Below are 17,950 nucleotides of genomic sequence, written 5' to 3'. Positions count from 1 at the left end.
GATGACCGACGCCACAGCACAACCCGCCCCGTCCCGCTGGCGGACCGTCGCCGCGCGGGTCGTGGTGGTGGCCGCGATCGTGGCCGTCATCTCGATGATCGTCGCCGCCGTGCGGACCACCGACTCGTCGCCGAGCGGGTCGGGCTGCGCCATCATGTCCGACTCGATCGGTCTCTACCCGGGCAGCAACCTCACCTTGCTCGGGGTCACCATCGGACACGTCACGAAGGTCGCCCCCGACAACGGCGCCGTCCGCGTCGATTTCGACGTCGACGGCGGCGTGCGGTTCCCGGTGAACGTCTCCGCGGTGACGACGTCGGACTCCATCGTCACCGATCGGCGGTTGGAGATCCCCACCCCGTACGTCGGTGGCCCCACCTGGGACACCGCCCGGTGCATCCCGCTCGACCGCACCCGCACGCCGAAGAGCCTGAGCCAGGCGTTCGACGCGTTCAACAAGCTCTCGGCCCAGCTGACCGACGTCGCGGGCCGCACCCCCGAGCAGCAGCAGGCGGTCGGGAACGCCCTGGCCGACGTGGACAACGCGCTCAAGGGGTCGGCCGAGGACTTCAACCGCGCCGTGCAGGGGTTGTCGCGGGCGCTGGGTGATCCGGCCCTGCGGGACTCGCAGCTGCGGTCCCTGATCGTCAACGGGCAACAACTCGCGCAGTTCTTCGTCGACCGCTGGCCCGACGTGCAGTCCGCCATCGACAACGTCGGCAAGTTCTCCATCGCGTTGGGAGAACTCACCCGCGAACTGAACCCCGCCCTGCGGCGCATCACGACAGTGGTGCCGCAGCTCGCCGACAACGTCGGCCGCTACGGTCCGATCCTGCTCAAGGTCCTCGAGCTGATCACCCCGCTCGTGCAGCTGCTCCCCACCGACCAGATCGTGGCGCTGCTCGAGCTGCTGCCGCCGGTGATGTCGGCGATCCGCGCGCAGGCCCAGGACACCCAGCCGGGCCTGGCGGTCTCCGTCGCGGCGCCGACCGTCCGCGTGAGCGCACCGCTCTCGGCGTCAGCCGCCTCGTGTGCTGTCGTGAACCGACTCGTCGCCGGCTCCTGTCGACCGGTGGCCGGCGCGCCCGACCGCGTCGACACGAAGCTGCTGCAACTCGTGCTCGGATCGGCAGGCCGGCGATGACCCGCACCCGCCGCGCCGCCGCCGCGGTTCTCGTCGTCGTCGTCGCGACCCTGCTGGCCGGATGCGGCGTGCAGGTCGTCGACCTCCCGCTGCCGGGGACCCGCGTCTCCGGGCAGAGCAGAGAACTACGGCTCGAGTTCTCCAACGTCCTCAACCTGCCCGCGCGCAGCAAGGTGCTCATGAACGGCACCAAGGTCGGCGTGCTCCGCGAGGTCGGCATCGGGGGTACCCCCGGTGCCCCCGTCGCCGTCGCGACCGTCGACGTGGAGGCGGCCGTACGGATCCCGCAGGGGACGCGCGCGTCGCTCGAGCAGTCGACCCTCCTCGGTGACATCTACATCGCGTTGACCCCGCCGTCCCAGGACGGCGACGAGCCGCCGCTGGCGAACGGGGCCACCATCCCGGAGTCGCGGACCACGGTCACGCCGGCTGTCGAGGAGTTGCTCGGCGGCATCGCCTCGCTCGCGAACGGCGGGACCCTGGAGAAGCTGCAGCGCACCGTCGACCGTGCGAACACGGCGTTCCCGCAGGACACCGCGCAGCGCGACAAGGCGATCGAGGTGTCGCGGGAACTCGTCGCGCGGCTGGCACAGAACCAGGGACCGGTGGGGGAGTTGCTCGAATCCCTTGCGGTGCTGGCCCGCTCGGTGCAGGTGCGTGGGCCCGACCTCGCGTTCTCCCTCGACGTCGGCCCGGAGCGCATCGGTGGCGCGCTGGTCTCCTTCGCCTCGTTCACCAAGGTGTTGGGGACGTTGGGGTTCGAGCTCGTGCCCGTCGACCAGCTGTTCACCACACGAGCCCAACCGCTCTCGACGCTCATCCGTACCGTCGACCCCCTGGTTGATCTCGCCGTCGAGCTCGATTCGACGCTGCCGACCGACCTGCAGAAGCTCGGCGATCTCGTGAACGACCGGATCCTGCCGTTCCTCGCCGCACCCAGCGTGAACATCGTCGACATGAACTCACCCCGTGGGGTGTCCACGCCGACGGCCTCAGGCGACGAACTGCGGACGATCGCCGCGACCCTCCGGATGATCGGGGCGATGAAGTGACGCGAGGTGGGTCATGAAACCGGGTGGGCGAGAGCGGGGCGGGTCATGAAGCTCGGCGTGAAGACCTCGTTGGCGTTGCTCGTCGTGGTGTCGGTCGGCCTGGCCGGGTACCTGGCCGTCGGGATCCTGAAGGTGCGGCCCGTCGCCTCGACGTCGACGGTGACCGTCGACATGGCCTCGTCGGGAGGGTTGTTGCCCCGATCGCGCGTGCTGTGGAACGGGATCGAGGTCGGAACCGTCCGCGCCATCGACATCCGCCCCGACGGACTGCGGGCGACGCTGTCCCTCGACACCGACTACAAGATCCCGGCGTCGGCCTCGGTCACGGTCGAGAACCTGTCGCTGGTGGGCGAGCAGTACCTCAACTTCTCGTCGACGACGGCCGACGGCCCCTTCATCGCGAACGGCGCCGTGCTGGAGAAGAACATCGACGCGCGGTCGACGGTCGGGGAGACGCTGACCAACCTGCAGCGGCTCGTCGGGCAGATCGACCCCGGGCGGATCGAGAGCATCGCCAACACCGTCAACGCCGGGTGGATCGGCCGCGACGACGACATCACCCGCATCGGTGAGTTCTCCCGCTACCTGTCGCGGACCATCACCACGCAACGCACCGAGTTCTCGGACCTCTTCGACACCGCCCAGGCCTTCGTGCGCACCATCGACGGCATCGGTCCGACACTGTCCGAGGGATCGCGGCAACTGCTGCTCAACCAGCCGACGTTCACCGAACTATGGGGTCTGTTCCCCGGCCTGGCCCGCGCGACCAACGGTGCCGTGGCCTGGACGCAGGTGATCTCCCCGTTCCTGCAGACCCTCGACGACTACCTGGTCCGCCTGCTGCCGAAGATCACCCCGCCGATCGGTGTGCTGCTCCCGCTGCTGTCGACGGTCGCCCCTGCGACCGACATCGACATCGGGTCGGTGGTCCGACGGGGGCTGCGGATCGTCGACGAGAACGGTGTGGTGCGCTTCCGCGTGACCACCCGATAGTGCACACGACGGTGAGAGGGTCCCGCGCGCAGGCGGCGGGGCGGACGACGACGACGGAGGATGCAGGCGATGGCGACTGACGACGAGAAGGACGCCGTGGACGACACCACGGCGACGTCGACCGAGGCGTCCGCCGACGAGACGACGGCGGAGGCGACGACGGAGTCGACGGGGAAGCCGTCGTCGGACACGACCCCGACGACGCCGGAGAAGAAGGCCGACGACCGCCCGGCCGATGCCGCGCAGCCCTCACGTCGTCCTCGGCTGCTCGTGGGCGCACTCGCCGCGCTGGTGGTGGTCCTGGCTGTCGTCGCCGGTGTCGCCGTGTACTTCGCGTCGTCCTACCGCGACGACTACACGACGCTGCGGGACGCGAACTCCGGCGCGCAGCGGGCGCAGGACGTCGCGAGCGACTACGCGGTGAAGGCGGCGCTGATCAACTACCGCGACTTCGACCCGTGGTTCGCGGCGCTGCGGACGAACGTCGACGACAAGATGCGGCAGCAGTTCACGACGAGTGAGTCCGTGTTGCGGCAGCTGCTCGGCCAGTTGCAGTGGGTGTCGAAGGGCGACCTCGTCGGCAGCGACATCAAGAGCCAGAACAACGGCGTCTACGTCGTGCAGGTGTTCGTCGACGTCCAGGTGACCAACGTCCAGTCCCCGGGCGGGGTGAAGACCACCGCGCTCTACCCGATCACGGTCGACAAGAACAAGAACTGGACCATCACCGACATCAGCGGCGGGGTGGCCCCGCTGGCGCAGGCGACACCGCCGAACTGACTCCCGCCCGAAAACAGCACGCATGCAATGTAAATGCGTTCTTCTGGGTGGATTTGCAATGTCAAATATGCGGCGGTAAAACATGTGGACAGTCACAACTGTTTGTTAACGTGAACCCGGACTGAGGACACGTTCGACGCCGCGTGGGCACGACTGAGCTGGTTACTGTGGCTCACAATGCTTTTCGGGACGCTCTGGCGCGCTCACAGCCGAGGCCCCCGCGGTGGTGTCCGGCCGAGTCCGCGCCTTCGTCACCGACCCACGGCGACGACGACACCGGTGGATCCGGCGTGGGAGGTCGCGTGGACGCGGAGCGTCGCCTCGAGACGGTGCCGATGACGGCGGCGCAACGAGGGGTGTACCTGGCCCACGAGCTCGCGCCCGAGGCGCCGATGTCCATCGCGTTCTTCCTCGACTTCCCTGCTGCACTGGACATCTCGGCGGTCGAGGACGCCGTGCGCCGCACGACACGGGAGATGCAGTCGCCGGCTCTGGCCATCGTCCCGGCGACGCAGGCGCCGCCCCCGGAAGGTCTCGAGGACGACCCCGACGCCGACCTCCCGGTCCGGCTCGTCGTCGACCACGACCTGTCGCCGGCCGTCGACCTCGTCGACCTCCGGGACGACGCCGACCCCTCGGGGACCGCGCGGGCACTGATGGACCTGCACCGCACCGCCCCGGTCGATCTCGTCGCCGACCCTCTGGTGTCGATGATGGTGCTCCGCCTCGGACCCGACCACGACATCCTCTACGCCCGCGGCAATCACATCGTCCTCGACGGGTACGCGGCCGCGCTCATGCTGATCCGCGTCGGCCAGTGGTACGGCGAGATCACCGGGGTGCGACGCGCGCCGCCCGTCGACGCCCTCACCATGCGCCAGATCTCCGACCTGGACCGGGCACATCGATCGTCGGCGGACCACACGGCCGACGCCGCGCACTGGCGCGAGGTCGTCGCCCGCGCACCCGAGATCGCGACCCTGGCCGACGCGCTGCACCCCGGGGCGGTCACCGACGACGCCGAGCTGTCGATCACCGAGACCCGCACGCCGAGTCGCGACGTGGTCGACGCGGTGCGCGAGCGGGCCGGCCGGGCGTCGGTCCGCACCGCGACGGTGGTCACCGCCGCCGTCGCAGCGCATCTCGCCGCCCTGACCGGTCGGGACGCGCTGATGCTGAGCCTGCCGGTCGCGGCGCGGACATCCGACGACCTCCGCCGGTCCGCCGGGATGTGTTCGACGGTGCTGCCGATCGTCCTCGACGTGCATCCTGCGGCGACCGTCGACGACCTGCTCGTGCACACCGAGGCGACCATCCGGGATGCGCTGCTACACCAGCGGTATCGGCACGAGGACATCGCCCGGGAGATGGCCACCACCGGAACGGACGTCGTCCGTGGCTTCTTCGGACCGATGGTCAACGTCATGCTGTTCCTCACCGAGATCGACTTCGGCGCCACCGCGGGCACGGTCCACGTCCTGACCACCGGACCGGTCGAGGACCTGTCGCTCAACGTCTACGAGACACTCGACGGCGGGATGCGCGTCGACCTCGAGGCGAATCCCCGCCGCTATCGGCGGACCGAGGTCGCCGCGGCTCTCGACCGCATCCTGGCGGGTCTCGCGGCGTTCGTCACCGTCGACGGGGCGACGCCCCTCGCGCGACTCGACACCACGACCGTCGACGAACGCCGCCGGATCGCCGCGGCCGACAACACGACGCACGCCGTCGATGCCGGGACGCTGTTGGATCTGCTCGAGCGCGGACGGCGGGCGGGGATCGCCGCGGGTGTGCCCGCGGCCGTCGCCACCGACGCGGACGGCGAGCACCGGGGCGACCTCGACCACGCACGGTTGCACGGTCTCGCCGCCGAGCTCGCCGACGACCTCGTCGCCGCCGCCGTCGGACCCGGTGACGTGGTGGGTGTGATGCTGACCCGCAGCATCGATCAGGTCGTGGCGATCCTCGCCGTGCTCGGGGCCGGGGCCGCGTTCCTCCCGATCGACCCGGCAGAGCCGGAGGACCGTCTGCGCCACGTGGTGTCGACCGCCGACCCGGTCCTCGTGCTCACCCTCGATCAGGCTGCGGCACAGCGGATCGGTGAGATCGGGGCACGGCCGACCGTCGTCGTCGACCTGCCCGGGCTCGCCGACCGCCTCGACGCACGCGACGCCCCTCGCTCGCTGCGTCAGGTGCGTCGCCGCCGGGACGTCCGACCGCTGGACCTGGCCTACGTCCTGTTCACCTCGGGGTCCACGGGACGGCCGAAAGGCGTGGGGATCACGCACGCCGGCATCGTCAACCGGCTCGCCTGGATGCAGGGGCGCTACCGGCTGCGCACCGACGACGTCGTGCTGCAGAAGACCCCCGCCACCTTCGACGTGTCCGTGTGGGAGTTCCTCTGGCCCCCGGCCACCGGCGCCACCCTCGCCGTCGCCACGCCCGACGGCCACCGCGACCCGTGGTACCTCTACCAGGCGATCGCCGCGCTCGGCGTCACCGTGCTCCACTTCGTGCCGTCGATGCTCACCACCTTCGCGACGATCATCGGCGACGACGGCGACGCGGGCTCCGGTGGTGAACTCGAGAGCGTCCGCATGGTGTTCACCAGCGGCGAGGCGCTCTCCACGGCCACCGTCGCGCGATTCGCCGAGCTGTCCGACGCGCCCGTCCACAACCTGTACGGGCCCACCGAGGCCTCGATCGACGTCACCCACGCCGACGCGATCGACCCGGCCGTCTCGCCGGTGCCGATCGGCCGACCGGTGTGGAACACCGGGGTCCGTGTCCTCGACACCCGACTCCGCCCGGTGCCGCCGGGGATCGCCGGGGAGCTCTACCTCACCGGGATCCAGCTCGCGCGAGGCTATCTCGCGCGGCCCGACCTCACCGCCGACCGGTTCGTCGCGGATCCGTCCGGCGACGGCACCCGCATGTACCGCACGGGCGACCTGGTCCGCTCCGCCGCCGACGGGGCGCTGATCTATCTCGGCCGCAGCGACTTCCAGGTCAAGATCCGCGGGCAGCGCATCGAGCCGGGGGAGGTGGAGGCCGCGGTGTCGGCCGTCGACGGCGTCGCGGACACGGTCGTCGTCGCCCGCGGCGCGTCCGGCGAGGACCAGATGCTGGTCGCCTACGTGACCGGGACCTCCGGCCGTCGGCCCGACCCCGCCACGGTCCGCGCGACCGTGGCCCGGCACCTGCCGGCGTTCATGGTCCCCGCCGCGGTGGTCGTCCTCGACCGTTTCCCGACCACCGCCAACGGCAAACTCGACCGGCGCGCCCTGCCCGCGCCGGGCAGGACGACGGTCGCCTCGGGCGACCACGCCGCTCCCGCCGACGATCTCGAGCGCGGCGTCGCGACGACCTTCGCCGACGTGCTCGGTGTGGCCGCGGTCGGCGCGACGACCTCCTTCTTCGACGCCGGCGGCAACTCGCTGACCGCCACCCGACTGGCGAGTCGCCTCTCGGCCGCCCTCGACCACCCCGTCGGGATCCGTGACCTCTTCGACGACCCGACCCCGCGGCGGCTCGCCCGCGCGCTGCGATCCCGCGGTGTGCAGACGTGGCATCACGACACGCGACCCGACGGGCTCGTCGCCGCTCCCCGGCCGGACCGCATCCCGCTGTCGCCGGTGCAGCACCGCATCTGGTTGCTCGCGCACGGTGACCAGACGGACGGTTCGTACAACATCCCCTTCCTGGTGCGGTTCACCGGACCGCTCGACGTCGACGCCCTGCGTCTCGCCGTCGACGACGTCGTCGCCCGGCACGAACCGCTGCGCACGGTGTTCCGGGTGGACGCCGACGGGCCCCGCCAGGAGATCCAGCAGCCACCCGCCGACGTGGTGCACGTGGTCGGCGACGTCGACGACGGGCAGTTCGCCGCGCGCGGGTTCGATCTCGCGCACGAGATCCCGATCCGGGCGGCGCTCGTGCGGGAGTCCTCCCGTCCCGAGCGTCATCGCCTGGTGGTCGTGGTGCACCACGTGGCGGCGGACGGTATGTCGTTGATCCCCCTCGCCGGCGATCTGGCCGCCGCCTACGCCGCCCGTCGCGACGGCCGCGATCCCGTCCGAGCCGCGCCGGCGGTGCAGTACGCCGACGTCGCTATCTGGCAGCTGAGTCGTCTCGGCGACGCCGACGACCCCGCGTCGACCGCGGCCCGCCAGGCCGCGTTCTGGCGAGAACACCTCGCACACCTGCCGGCCGAGACGGAACTGCCCGTCGACCGCCGCCGGCCGGCGGTGGGGTCGCACCGCGGTGGTCGCGTGCGGGTGGATCTGAACACCGCGGTCCACGCCCGGCTCGTCGCGATCGCGGCCGACGCCGAGGTCGGGATGTTCACGGTCGTCCACGCACTGGTCGCGGTGCTGCTGCGGCGGTTGGCGCGCGAGGACGACATCGTGGTGGGGACCCCGGTCGGCGGCCGGGGCGACCCCGCTCTCGACGCGCTCGTCGGGATGTTCGTCAACACGGCGACGCTGCGGGTGCCGGTGAGCAAGCACGCCTCGTTCACCTCGGTGGTCGAGCGGTGCCGCGAGGTCGATCTCGCCGCCCTCGACCACGCCGACCTGCCGTTCGACCGCGTCGTGGAGATAGTCGACCCACCCCGCGTCCCGGGCCGACACCCGCTGTTCGCGGTGAGCGTCGCGCTCGAGGCCGCACACCGCGTCGAGCTCGACTTCCCCGGACTGGAGGCGGAGGCCGAGCCGGTCGAGACGGGCACCACGAAGTTCGACCTCGAGATCACCGCGATCGAGCGGTTCGACGCCGAGGGTCGCCCCGACGGCGTGGTCGTCGAGATCGCCTACGCCGCAGACCTGTTCGATGAGGCGACGGTCGTCGACCTCGGCGACCGCCTGCGCCGCATCGCCCGCGGGGTGTCCGCGGACCCGGAGCGCGCCATCGGCGACGTCCCGGTGCTCCACCGCCACGAACGTGCCGCGCTCGTCCCCGCGACGGGGCGTGCCCCGCGGCGGGCGGTGACGTTCGCGGACATGGTGGCCGACGCGGTCTCGGTCGACCCGAACGCCGTCGCGGTCCGTTTCCGCGACGAGGACGTCACCTACGCCGAGCTCGACCATCGCTCGACCACCCTGGCCCGTGTCCTGCTGGGCATGGGGATCGGCCCGGAGGACGTCGTCGCCGTCGCGATGCCCCGGTCGGTGGAGTGGGTGTGCGCGATGTGGGCCGTCAGCAAGGCCGGCGCGGCGTGGGTCCCCGTCGACCCGCGGTATCCCGTGGATCGGATCGACCACATGCTCGCCGACTCCGGCGCGCGGATCTGCCTCACCGCGGACGTCGAGGTGCCGCACACGGTCGACGTCGCCGAACTCGATCTCCAGGGGGAGCGCTGCGCCGAGCTGGCCGCCGCGGTCGACACCGACCCGGCCGACCCCGTGACGGACGCCGAACGGCCCGTGCCGATCTCGGTCGACAACCCCGCCTACCTCATCTACACCTCGGGCACGACCGGCCTGCCGAAGGGCGTCGTCGTGAGCCACCGCGGACTCGCGAACTTCGCCGCCGAGCAGCTGGTGCGGTTCACCGCCGGACCGGGTAGTCGCACACTGCAGTTCGCGTCCCCCAGCTTCGATGCCTCGGTGCTCGAGACGCTCATGGCCACGGGCGCCGCCGCGACGATGGTGATCGCACCACCGGAGACGGTCGGTGGGCGCGACCTCGAGGAACTGATCCGCAAGGAACGCATCACCCATGCGTTCCTCACGCCGTCGGTGCTGGCGACGATCTCGCCCGGCCTGCCGGACCTCGAGGTGGTGGTGGTGGGTGGCGAGGCCCCGAACCCGGTGGTCCTGCACGAGTGGTCCCGCGAGCACCGGGTGTTCAACGCCTACGGCCCCACCGAGGCGACCGTGGTGGCCACCATCTCCGACGAGATCCGGCCCGGTGACCCGCTGACCATCGGCGGACCGATCCGCGGGATCGGGGTGCTCGTCCTCGACGAACGTCTCTCGCCGGTCCCGCCGGGTGCGGTCGGTGAGCTGTACCTGACCGGTCCGCAGCTGGCCCGGGGGTATCACGAGCGACACCCGCGGACGTCGAGTGCGTTCGTGGCCAACCCGTTCGGGGAACGCGGCGACCGGATGTACCGCACCGGCGACCTCGTGCGATGGACGTCGGACACCGAACTCGAGTTCGTCGGACGCGCCGACGACCAGGTCAAGATCCGGGGATTCCGGATCGAGCTCGGCGAGGTGGACGCCGCCCTCAGCGCGGTGCCCGGCGTGGCCGAGGCGGTCACCACCACCGCGCCCGGCCCCGACGGCAACGACCGCCTCGTGTCGTACGTGGTGGTGGGCGAGACCGACGAGGGCGTCCCGGACGGCGCGTCGGTGCGCACGTCGGTCGCGCAGACGCTGCCCGGACACATGGTGCCGCAGAGCATCACGCCGGTCGACGCCATCCCGATCACGCCGTCGGGCAAGGTGGACCACCACGCCCTGCCCGAGCCCGAGCTCACCCCCGTCACCGTGACCCCACCGCGCGACGACGCCGAACACCGTGTCGCCGAGATCTTCGCCGCGGCGCTGGGGCTGCGGACAGACCAGATCGACCGCGACGCCGGCTTCTTCGACCTCGGCGGCACGTCGCTGATGGCGACGACGGTGGTCGCCGCACTGGAGGCCGCGGTCGGTGAACGGGTCGGTGTGCGGGTGCTGTTCGAGACGCCCAGTGTCGCCGGCGTCGCCGCGCGGTTCGGTGACCGGCTGCGCACCCCGACCGGCGACGACGTCTTCGGCGCCGGTTCCGTGGTGCCGATCGTCCATCGCGACAGGGCGCCCGACGAGGGTGTCTGCTCGCCCGCGCAGCGCCGACTGTGGTTCCTCAACCGTCTCGAACCCGACAACGGTTCGTACACCATCGCTTTCGTCGTCGAGCTCCGTGGTGCGGTCGACCCGACGGCACTCGGTGAGGCCGTCGTCGACGTGGTCGCGCGACACGAGCCGCTGCGCACGGTGTTCCCCGACCACGACGGGACACCGCATCCCCGGGTGCTCGACGTCGCCGACGCCGTCGGGTCGCTGCCAGTCCTCGACGCGGTCGACGCCGACGACGCGCAGGCGCGTCACACCGATCTCGCGCGGCACCCGTTCGATCTCCGTGTCGACCCGCCGATGCGTGCACACCTCGTTCGCATGGCCGAGAACGGCGGCGATCAGCGGTGGGAACTGGCGTTGGCGATCCACCACATCGCCGCCGACGGGTGGTCGATGGGTCCGTTGGCCCGCGACATCGCCACCGCCTACGCGGCCCGGTCAGCCGGGTCCGCGCCCGACTGGACGCCGCTGCCCGTCGACTATCGCGACTACTCGGCCTGGCTCGCCGAGTCGCTCGGCGACGTCGACGACGAGGACAGCCGCATCGCGGAGCTCCTGTCGTGGTGGACGCAGACCCTGGCCGACCTGCCCGCCCGGGCGAGCCTGCCGACCGACCGGACCCGCACCGCCGCCGCGGACATTCGCGCCGGGACCGTCGACGCCGACCTCGGTGTCGCGCGCCTCGACGGGGTGCGGCGCCTCGCCGCCGCACGGGGTGTCAGCCCGTTCATGGTGGTGCACAGCGCGTTCGCCGCCCTGCTGGCGCGGATGTCGACCGACCCCGACGTCGCTCTGGCCGGCGACCCCGCGGACGTCGTCGTCGGGACCCCGGTGGCGGGGCGCCCCTCGACCGCCCTCGCCGACCTGGTCGGGATGTTCGTGACGACCCTCGTCCTGCGCACCTCGGTGTCGCGGTCCGAGCCCTTCACCGATCTCGTCGACCGTGTCGGCGCCGCGGACATCGGCGCCCTCAGTCACGCCGACATGCCGTTCGAGCATCTCGTCCAGGCGCTCGCACCGGATCGCTCCGCGGGCTCGCATCCCCTGTTCGCCGTCGCGCTGGCCTTCGCCGACACCGCGCCCGAACCGGTCGACATCGGCGACGTGGAAGTGGTTGCGCGGGAGATCGACACCGGCGCAGCGCGGTTCGACCTGGAACTGCGCGTCACCGGATCGGCGCTGCGCTTCACCTATGCCGCGGACCTCTTCGACGCCCAGACGGTCGCCGACCTCGGTGAGAGGTTCCTCGCCGTCGTCGACCAGGTCCTCGCCGACCCGACCGTGCGGGTGGGGGACCTCGGCGTCCTCACCGAGGCGGAGCGGCATCGCGGCCCCGCGATCGACGCCGCCGACGCCGCGCCGCCCGTGCGGACCCTCGCCGAGATGACCGCGGCCGCTGCTGCCGCCGCACCGCGGGGCCTCGCCGCCGTCGATCCCGCCGCCGACCGCGCGATCACCTACCGCGAGCTCGACGAGGCCTCCAACCGGTGGGCCCGTCTGTTGATCGGCCAGGGGGTCGGGGCGGGCGATCGGGTCGCGATCGCCGTCGCGCGCAGCATCGAGTCCCTCGTCGCGACATGGGCGGTGGTCAAGACCGGCGCGGCGTTCCTCCCCGTCGACCCCGCCTACCCGGCACCCCGGGTCGCGCACATGCTGGCCGACGCGCAGGTGCGGATCGGGCTGACACGTGCCGCCGACGTCGAGGCGTTGCCGGCGGACGTGACGTGGGTCGCCGTCGACGACGACACCCCGGCCGCGCAGCTCGTCGCGACCCTGTCCGACGACGCGATCGCCCCGCGCCACCTCGTCCGGCCGATCCGACCGGACGGTCCGGCGTACGTGATCTACACGTCGGGGTCGACCGGTACGCCCAAGGGCGTCGCGGTGACCCACCGCGGTCTCTCGGCACTCGCCGCCGATCAGCGACGGCGCTACGGCACCGATCGTCGTTCTCGTGTCCTGCATTTCGCGTCACCCAGCTTCGACGCCTCGGTGCTGGAGTTGCTGCTCGCGCTGGAGACCGCGGCGACCCTCGTGATCGTCGCGCCGTCGGTGGTGGGCGGGTCCGAACTCGCGGATGTCCTGCGCGCCGGCGAGGTGTCCCACGCCTTCATCACCCCCGCCGCGCTGGCGACCGTCCCCGACGTGTCGCTGCCGTCGCTGCGGACCGTGGCCGTCGGAGGCGAGGCGCCGACGCGGGATCTCGTCGCACGGTTCGGGGCGACGCGGACCATGCTGAACGCGTACGGCCCCACCGAGACGACCGTCGTCGCGGTGATGGGGGAGATTCACCCGGGCGGACCGGTGACGCTCGGCACGCCGGTGCCGGGCACGCGCGCCCTCGTCCTGGACAGCACCCTCCGCCCCGTCCCCACAGGGACACCAGGCGAGCTGTACCTCACCGGACGGGGTGTGGCGCAGGGATATCTGGCCCGGCCGGATCTCACCGCGACACGCTTCGTCGCCGACCCCGACGGCGCGGGGGGAGTGGCCTACCGCACCGGCGACGTCGTCCGCCACGACCGACACGGCCGCCTCACCTATCTCGGTCGCGCCGACTCGCAGGTCAAGCTGCGGGGATTCCGCATCGAACCCGGTGAGGTGGACGCTGTCCTCGCCGCGTGCGACGAGGTGCGCTCGGCGGTCACCGCCGTCCACGGGGCCGGCGCCGACGCGACGCTCGTCAGCTGGGTGGTCCCCGCCGACCCCGCCGTCGACCTGGACGTGGACGCGCTGCGTCGGCAGGTCGCCGCGCGGCTGCCACGCCACTTCGTCCCCGCGAGCATCACCGTCATCGACGAGGTGCCGCGGACGACCAACGGCAAGCTGGACCGCAGGGCCCTGCCGGAGCCGGTCGCGCAGTCCGGCCCGGCGTTTCGCGCACCGACCACGGCGGTCGGGGCGGCGGTCGCGGTGGCCTTCGCCGCGGCGATCCCCGGTGTCGAGAGCGGCTCGATCGGCCTCGACGACGACTTCTTCGATCTCGGCGGCACCTCGCTCGGCGCGACGCAGGTCGTCGCGGCCCTCGCCGACACCACCGGGTCCACGGTGCGCGTGCGGGATCTCTTCGACCACCCGAGGGTCGGTGCCCTCGCCGCCGCCCTCGGAGACGCCCAGCCCGCGGTCGGGGAGATCGTCCGAACCCCGGACCACGACGGGGGCGCGACCGAGGGACCGCTCGCCCCGGCGCAACGCCGGATGTGGATCGTCCAGGCCGCCGACACGGCGTCGTCGGCCTACAACGTCCCGATCGTCCTGGGCATCGACGCCGACGTCGATCTCGGTGCCCTGCGGGCGGCCTGGCGGGATGTCGTCACCCGGCACGCCGCGCTGCGCACCGTCTTCCCCGTCGTCGACGGCAACCCCGTGCAACGTGTCGAACCGGTCGACGGGGTCGACGGCACAGGCGGTCTCGACGACGTCCTCGAGATCGTCGACGTGACCGATCCCGCCGCCGTCGAGGCGACCACCCACCGGCAGGCCCGCGCCGGGTTCGATCTCGCCGTGCGATGGCCCCTGCGGGTGACGGTGATCCGGCGCAGCGGCCACACCGATCTCGTGATCGTCGTGCATCACATCGCCGCGGACGGGTGGTCGCTGCCGATCCTCGTCGAGGACCTGTTCACCGCGTACAGCGCGCGGATCACCGGCAGCACACCCGACCTGCCGACGGCGCCGGTCACGTTCCTGGACCACGCGCGGCGTCAGGTCGCGGCCCTCGGCTCCGTCGACGACCCGGGATCGACCGCCGCGCAGCAGCTCTCCCACTGGCGGACGCGTCTCGCCGACGCCCCGTCCGAGACGACCTTGCCCACCGACGCGCCGCGACGTCCCAGCGCGTCGGCGACCGCTACCGTCGACCGTCGCGTCGACGACGAACTGCGGGACGCGATCGCCGCCGCGGCGCGGGCGGTCCGGGCGGGGCCGTTCGTCGTCGTGCACGCGGCCCTCGTCGTCCTGCTCCACCGCCTCGGCGTCGGCGACGACCTCGTGATCGCGACGCCCGTGGCGGGTCGGGACCACCCCGACGTCACCCGCGTGGTCGGCATGTTCGTCAACACGGTCGCTCTCCGTACCGCGGTGTCGCCGCACGACGAGGTGGGTGCGCTCTTGTCGCGGGTTCGTGACGCAGACCTCGACGACCTCGACATGGCGGACATCCCGTTCGACGACGTGATCGCTGCGGTGAACCCCGCCCGTGTAAACGGCCGGGTACCGCTCGTGCAGATCGCGTTGTCGGTGCACGACCTCGCCGACGACGGCGCCCTCGACGTCGACGGCATCCCCGGTGTCACCGCTCGCGAGATCGACACCGGGGCGGCCAAGTTCGACCTGCAGATCACCGTGCGCGGACTCTCGCCGCGGACGCCGACGGGTTCCATGCAGATCACCTATGCCCGGGATCTCCACGACCATGCCGACGTGGACGCCTTCGCCGATCGCCTCCTGCACGTCCTGAGGACCGTCGCCGACGGTTCCTCCTCCTCGATGGCCGTCGGCGACATCGCCGTCCACCCCGACGGGGAGGGGTCCGCTCTCGTCGTCGGTCCCGAGGCGGTCGAGCCGCGGACGGTCCCGCAGATGCTGGCCGAAGCGGTCGACGCCCGGCCGGACGGGATCGCCGTGGTCGACGCCGACGGGCCCATCACCTACCGCGTCCTCGACCGGCACACCACGCGACTGGCCCGCCACCTCCGCGGACTGGGCGTCGGGCTCGGCGACGTCGTCGCGGTGGCGGTGCCGCGCTCGGCGTACGCGATCGCTGCCGTGTGGGCGATCACGAAGACCGGTGCCGCGTGGCTGCCCGTCGACCCGCTCTATCCCGCGGACCGCATCGCGCACATGCTCGACGACAGCGGGGTGACGGTCGGTGTGACGACGGGCGATCACGTCGACGCCCTGCCGGGTGCGGTCCGCTGGGTGGTGCCCGACGACCCGACCACCATGCGCGACGTATCGTCGCAGTCCGCGGATGCGCTGTCGGACATCGCCATGCCCGTGGACGCCGCCGCCTACGTCATCTACACCTCGGGATCGACCGGACTGCCCAAGGGGGTCGTCGTCCCGCACCGCGGGCTCGCCGGTCTGCGCGCCGAACTCCGCTCTGCCACCGGGGTCGGACCGACCGCGACCGTTGCGCACTTCTCGTCGCCGAGTTTCGACGCGTCGGTCCTCGAGATGCTCCTGACCCTCGCCGGACCGGCCACCGCCGCGGTCGTCGGCACCGACGTCTACGGCGGGCCGCCGCTCGCGCAGACCCTCGAGGAGCGCGCGGTGACCCACGCCTTCCTCACACCGGCCGCCCTCGGCAGCATCGACCCCACCCGGGTCCCGACGCTGCGCACCGTGGTGGTCGGTGGCGAGGCGGTCGGTGATGTCCTGGTCCGCCGGTGGTCGCGCGAGCGCACGCTGCTCAACGCCTACGGCCCCACCGAGATCACCGTGTTCGCCTCGCTCAGCGCACCGTTGCGACCGGGCGCGCGCGTCGACATGGGTGCGCCCAACCGCGGCGAGTCGGCCCTTGTCCTCGACCGCCGCCTGCATCCCGTGCCCGTCGGGGTGGTCGGAGAGTTGTACGTGCTCGGCGACGGGATCGCCCGCGGGTACCACGGCCGTCCGGGCCTGACCGCCACCCGATTCGTCGCGTCACCCCACGGCGGTGACGGGTCGCGGATGTACCGGACCGGCGACCTGGTCCGCTGGACCCGCGACGGGACGCTCGAGTACGTCGACCGCGCCGACAGCCAGGTGAAGATCCGCGGGTTCCGCGTCGAGCCCGGCGAGATCGACGCCGTCGTCGCCGATCACCCCGGCGTCCACCAGGTGGTGACGCTCGTGCGGGGTGAGGGCGCCGCCGCCTCGCTGGTGAGCTACGTGGTCCCGGCGTCGGGCAGATCGGACGTGCCGGAGGACATCCGAGCACACGCGGCGCGCAGCCTGCCGCGGCACATGGTGCCGGCGTCGGTCGTCGTCGTCGACGCCATCCCCGTCGGGCCGAGCGGCAAGATCGATCGCGCGGCGCTGCCCGTCCCCGCCGAGCGGTCGGGCACCGGTCGTGCGCCGCGTCCGGGGACCGAGGCGGTGATCGCCGAGGTGTTCGCCGACGTCCTGGGCCTGCCGTCGCTCTCGGCCACGGACGGGTTCTTCGACCTCGGTGGCACGTCGCTGACCGCGACCACCGCGGTGACCGAGATCCGGCGGCGCACCGGCGTGGAGGTCGCGGTCGCCTGGGTGTTCGCCGCGTCGACCCCGGAGGAACTGGCGTGGCGGATCGACGGTGTGCAGGTGGGCGCCGGGCCGACGGGCATGAGCCCGGCGATCGTGTTGCGGCCCGCGACGGACTCGCCCCGCGCCGACCGCCCGGCACCCCTGGTGGTCGTGCATCCCGCCATAGGTCTGTCGTGGTCGTATGCATCGCTGCTGCAGCACGTCTCGGGTGATCGCGCTGTGTACGGCCTGCAGAACCCCGTCCTGGCCGGTGAGACGGCGGCGGCGTCGCTGGGTGACCTCGCACGACGTCACCGGGACACCATCCGCGACCTCGTCCCCGACGGTCCCGTGCACCTGCTCGGCTGGTCGCTCGGCGGGATGCTCGCCGCCGAGCTCGCCTGCCTGCTGGCCGAGGATGGCGCCGGGCCGGCGTCCGTGGTTCTGCTCGACTCGTACGTGCTCGCCGACCATCCGGGATGGGACGAACCGCCGTCGCCGGCCGATCTCGCCGTCGAGTTCGGTGTCGCCGACCCCGACGACGTCGATCCCGATCTCACCGTCGCCCAGGCCCATGGACTGATGCACGGACTTCCCGGACCCATCGCGGACCTGCCGGTCGAGGTGCTCGAGTCGCTGTACGACGCCTACCGCGACGCGACCGCGCTGGCTGCCGGATGGCGCCCGCGGCCGGTTCCGGGAGACGTCGTGTTCGTCACCGCCGCAGCCGATCCGCCCGGACCGCCGGCGATCGACGACTGGCGCGGCGTCGTCGCCGGTGACCTCGCCGAGGTCGTCGTCGACGCCCGACACCGCGATCTGCTCGACCCGGACGTCGTCGCGCGGTGGGCGCCGCGCGTCGGCGGGGCGATGACCACCGAGGGACAGGACGGGCGATGACCGCGACCGACACCACCGACGACCGCGCACCC

The 17,950-nt window shown here is 72.3% G+C and carries 5 protein-coding genes; all 5 read left to right on the top strand.

Features of this window, described 5'->3' with window-relative positions; genetic code table 11:
- Window position 1: 1 nt before the first annotated feature.
- The 5 genes from Q1A98_RS17655 (at window position 2) to Q1A98_RS17635 (ending at window position 17,918) form a co-directional block, all read left to right on the top strand.
- On the top strand, window positions 2-1,144 hold the full coding sequence (locus tag Q1A98_RS17655) for an MlaD family protein (protein ID WP_299575890.1): 1,143 nt from the start codon (window positions 2-4) through the stop codon (window positions 1,142-1,144).
- Window positions 1,141-2,196: an MlaD family protein gene (locus Q1A98_RS17650; protein WP_299575888.1), complete on the top strand. Its 1,056-nt coding sequence runs from the start codon at window positions 1,141-1,143 to the stop codon at window positions 2,194-2,196. Before Q1A98_RS17655 ends, Q1A98_RS17650 begins: the two co-directional genes overlap by 4 nt.
- Before the next feature lie 57 nt (window positions 2,197-2,253).
- Window positions 2,254-3,189: an MlaD family protein gene (locus Q1A98_RS17645; protein ID WP_299575886.1), complete on the top strand. Its 936-nt coding sequence runs from the start codon at window positions 2,254-2,256 to the stop codon at window positions 3,187-3,189.
- A 69-nt stretch (window positions 3,190-3,258) separates the two neighbouring features.
- Window positions 3,259-3,969, top strand: coding sequence for a hypothetical protein (locus Q1A98_RS17640; protein WP_299575884.1), 711 nt, complete (start codon window positions 3,259-3,261; stop codon window positions 3,967-3,969).
- Window positions 3,970-4,271: 302 nt separating this feature from the next.
- Window positions 4,272-17,918, top strand: coding sequence for a non-ribosomal peptide synthetase (locus Q1A98_RS17635; RefSeq protein WP_299575882.1), 13,647 nt, complete (start codon window positions 4,272-4,274; stop codon window positions 17,916-17,918).
- Window positions 17,919-17,950: the final 32 nt, after the last annotated feature.

It is taken from the genome of uncultured Williamsia sp. (genome assembly GCF_947494875.1).
Classification (GTDB): domain Bacteria; phylum Actinomycetota; class Actinomycetes; order Mycobacteriales; family Mycobacteriaceae; genus Williamsia_A.
The sequence above is the reverse complement of the archived record's forward strand: the minus strand, read 5'-3'. Positions and strand labels throughout refer to the sequence as shown.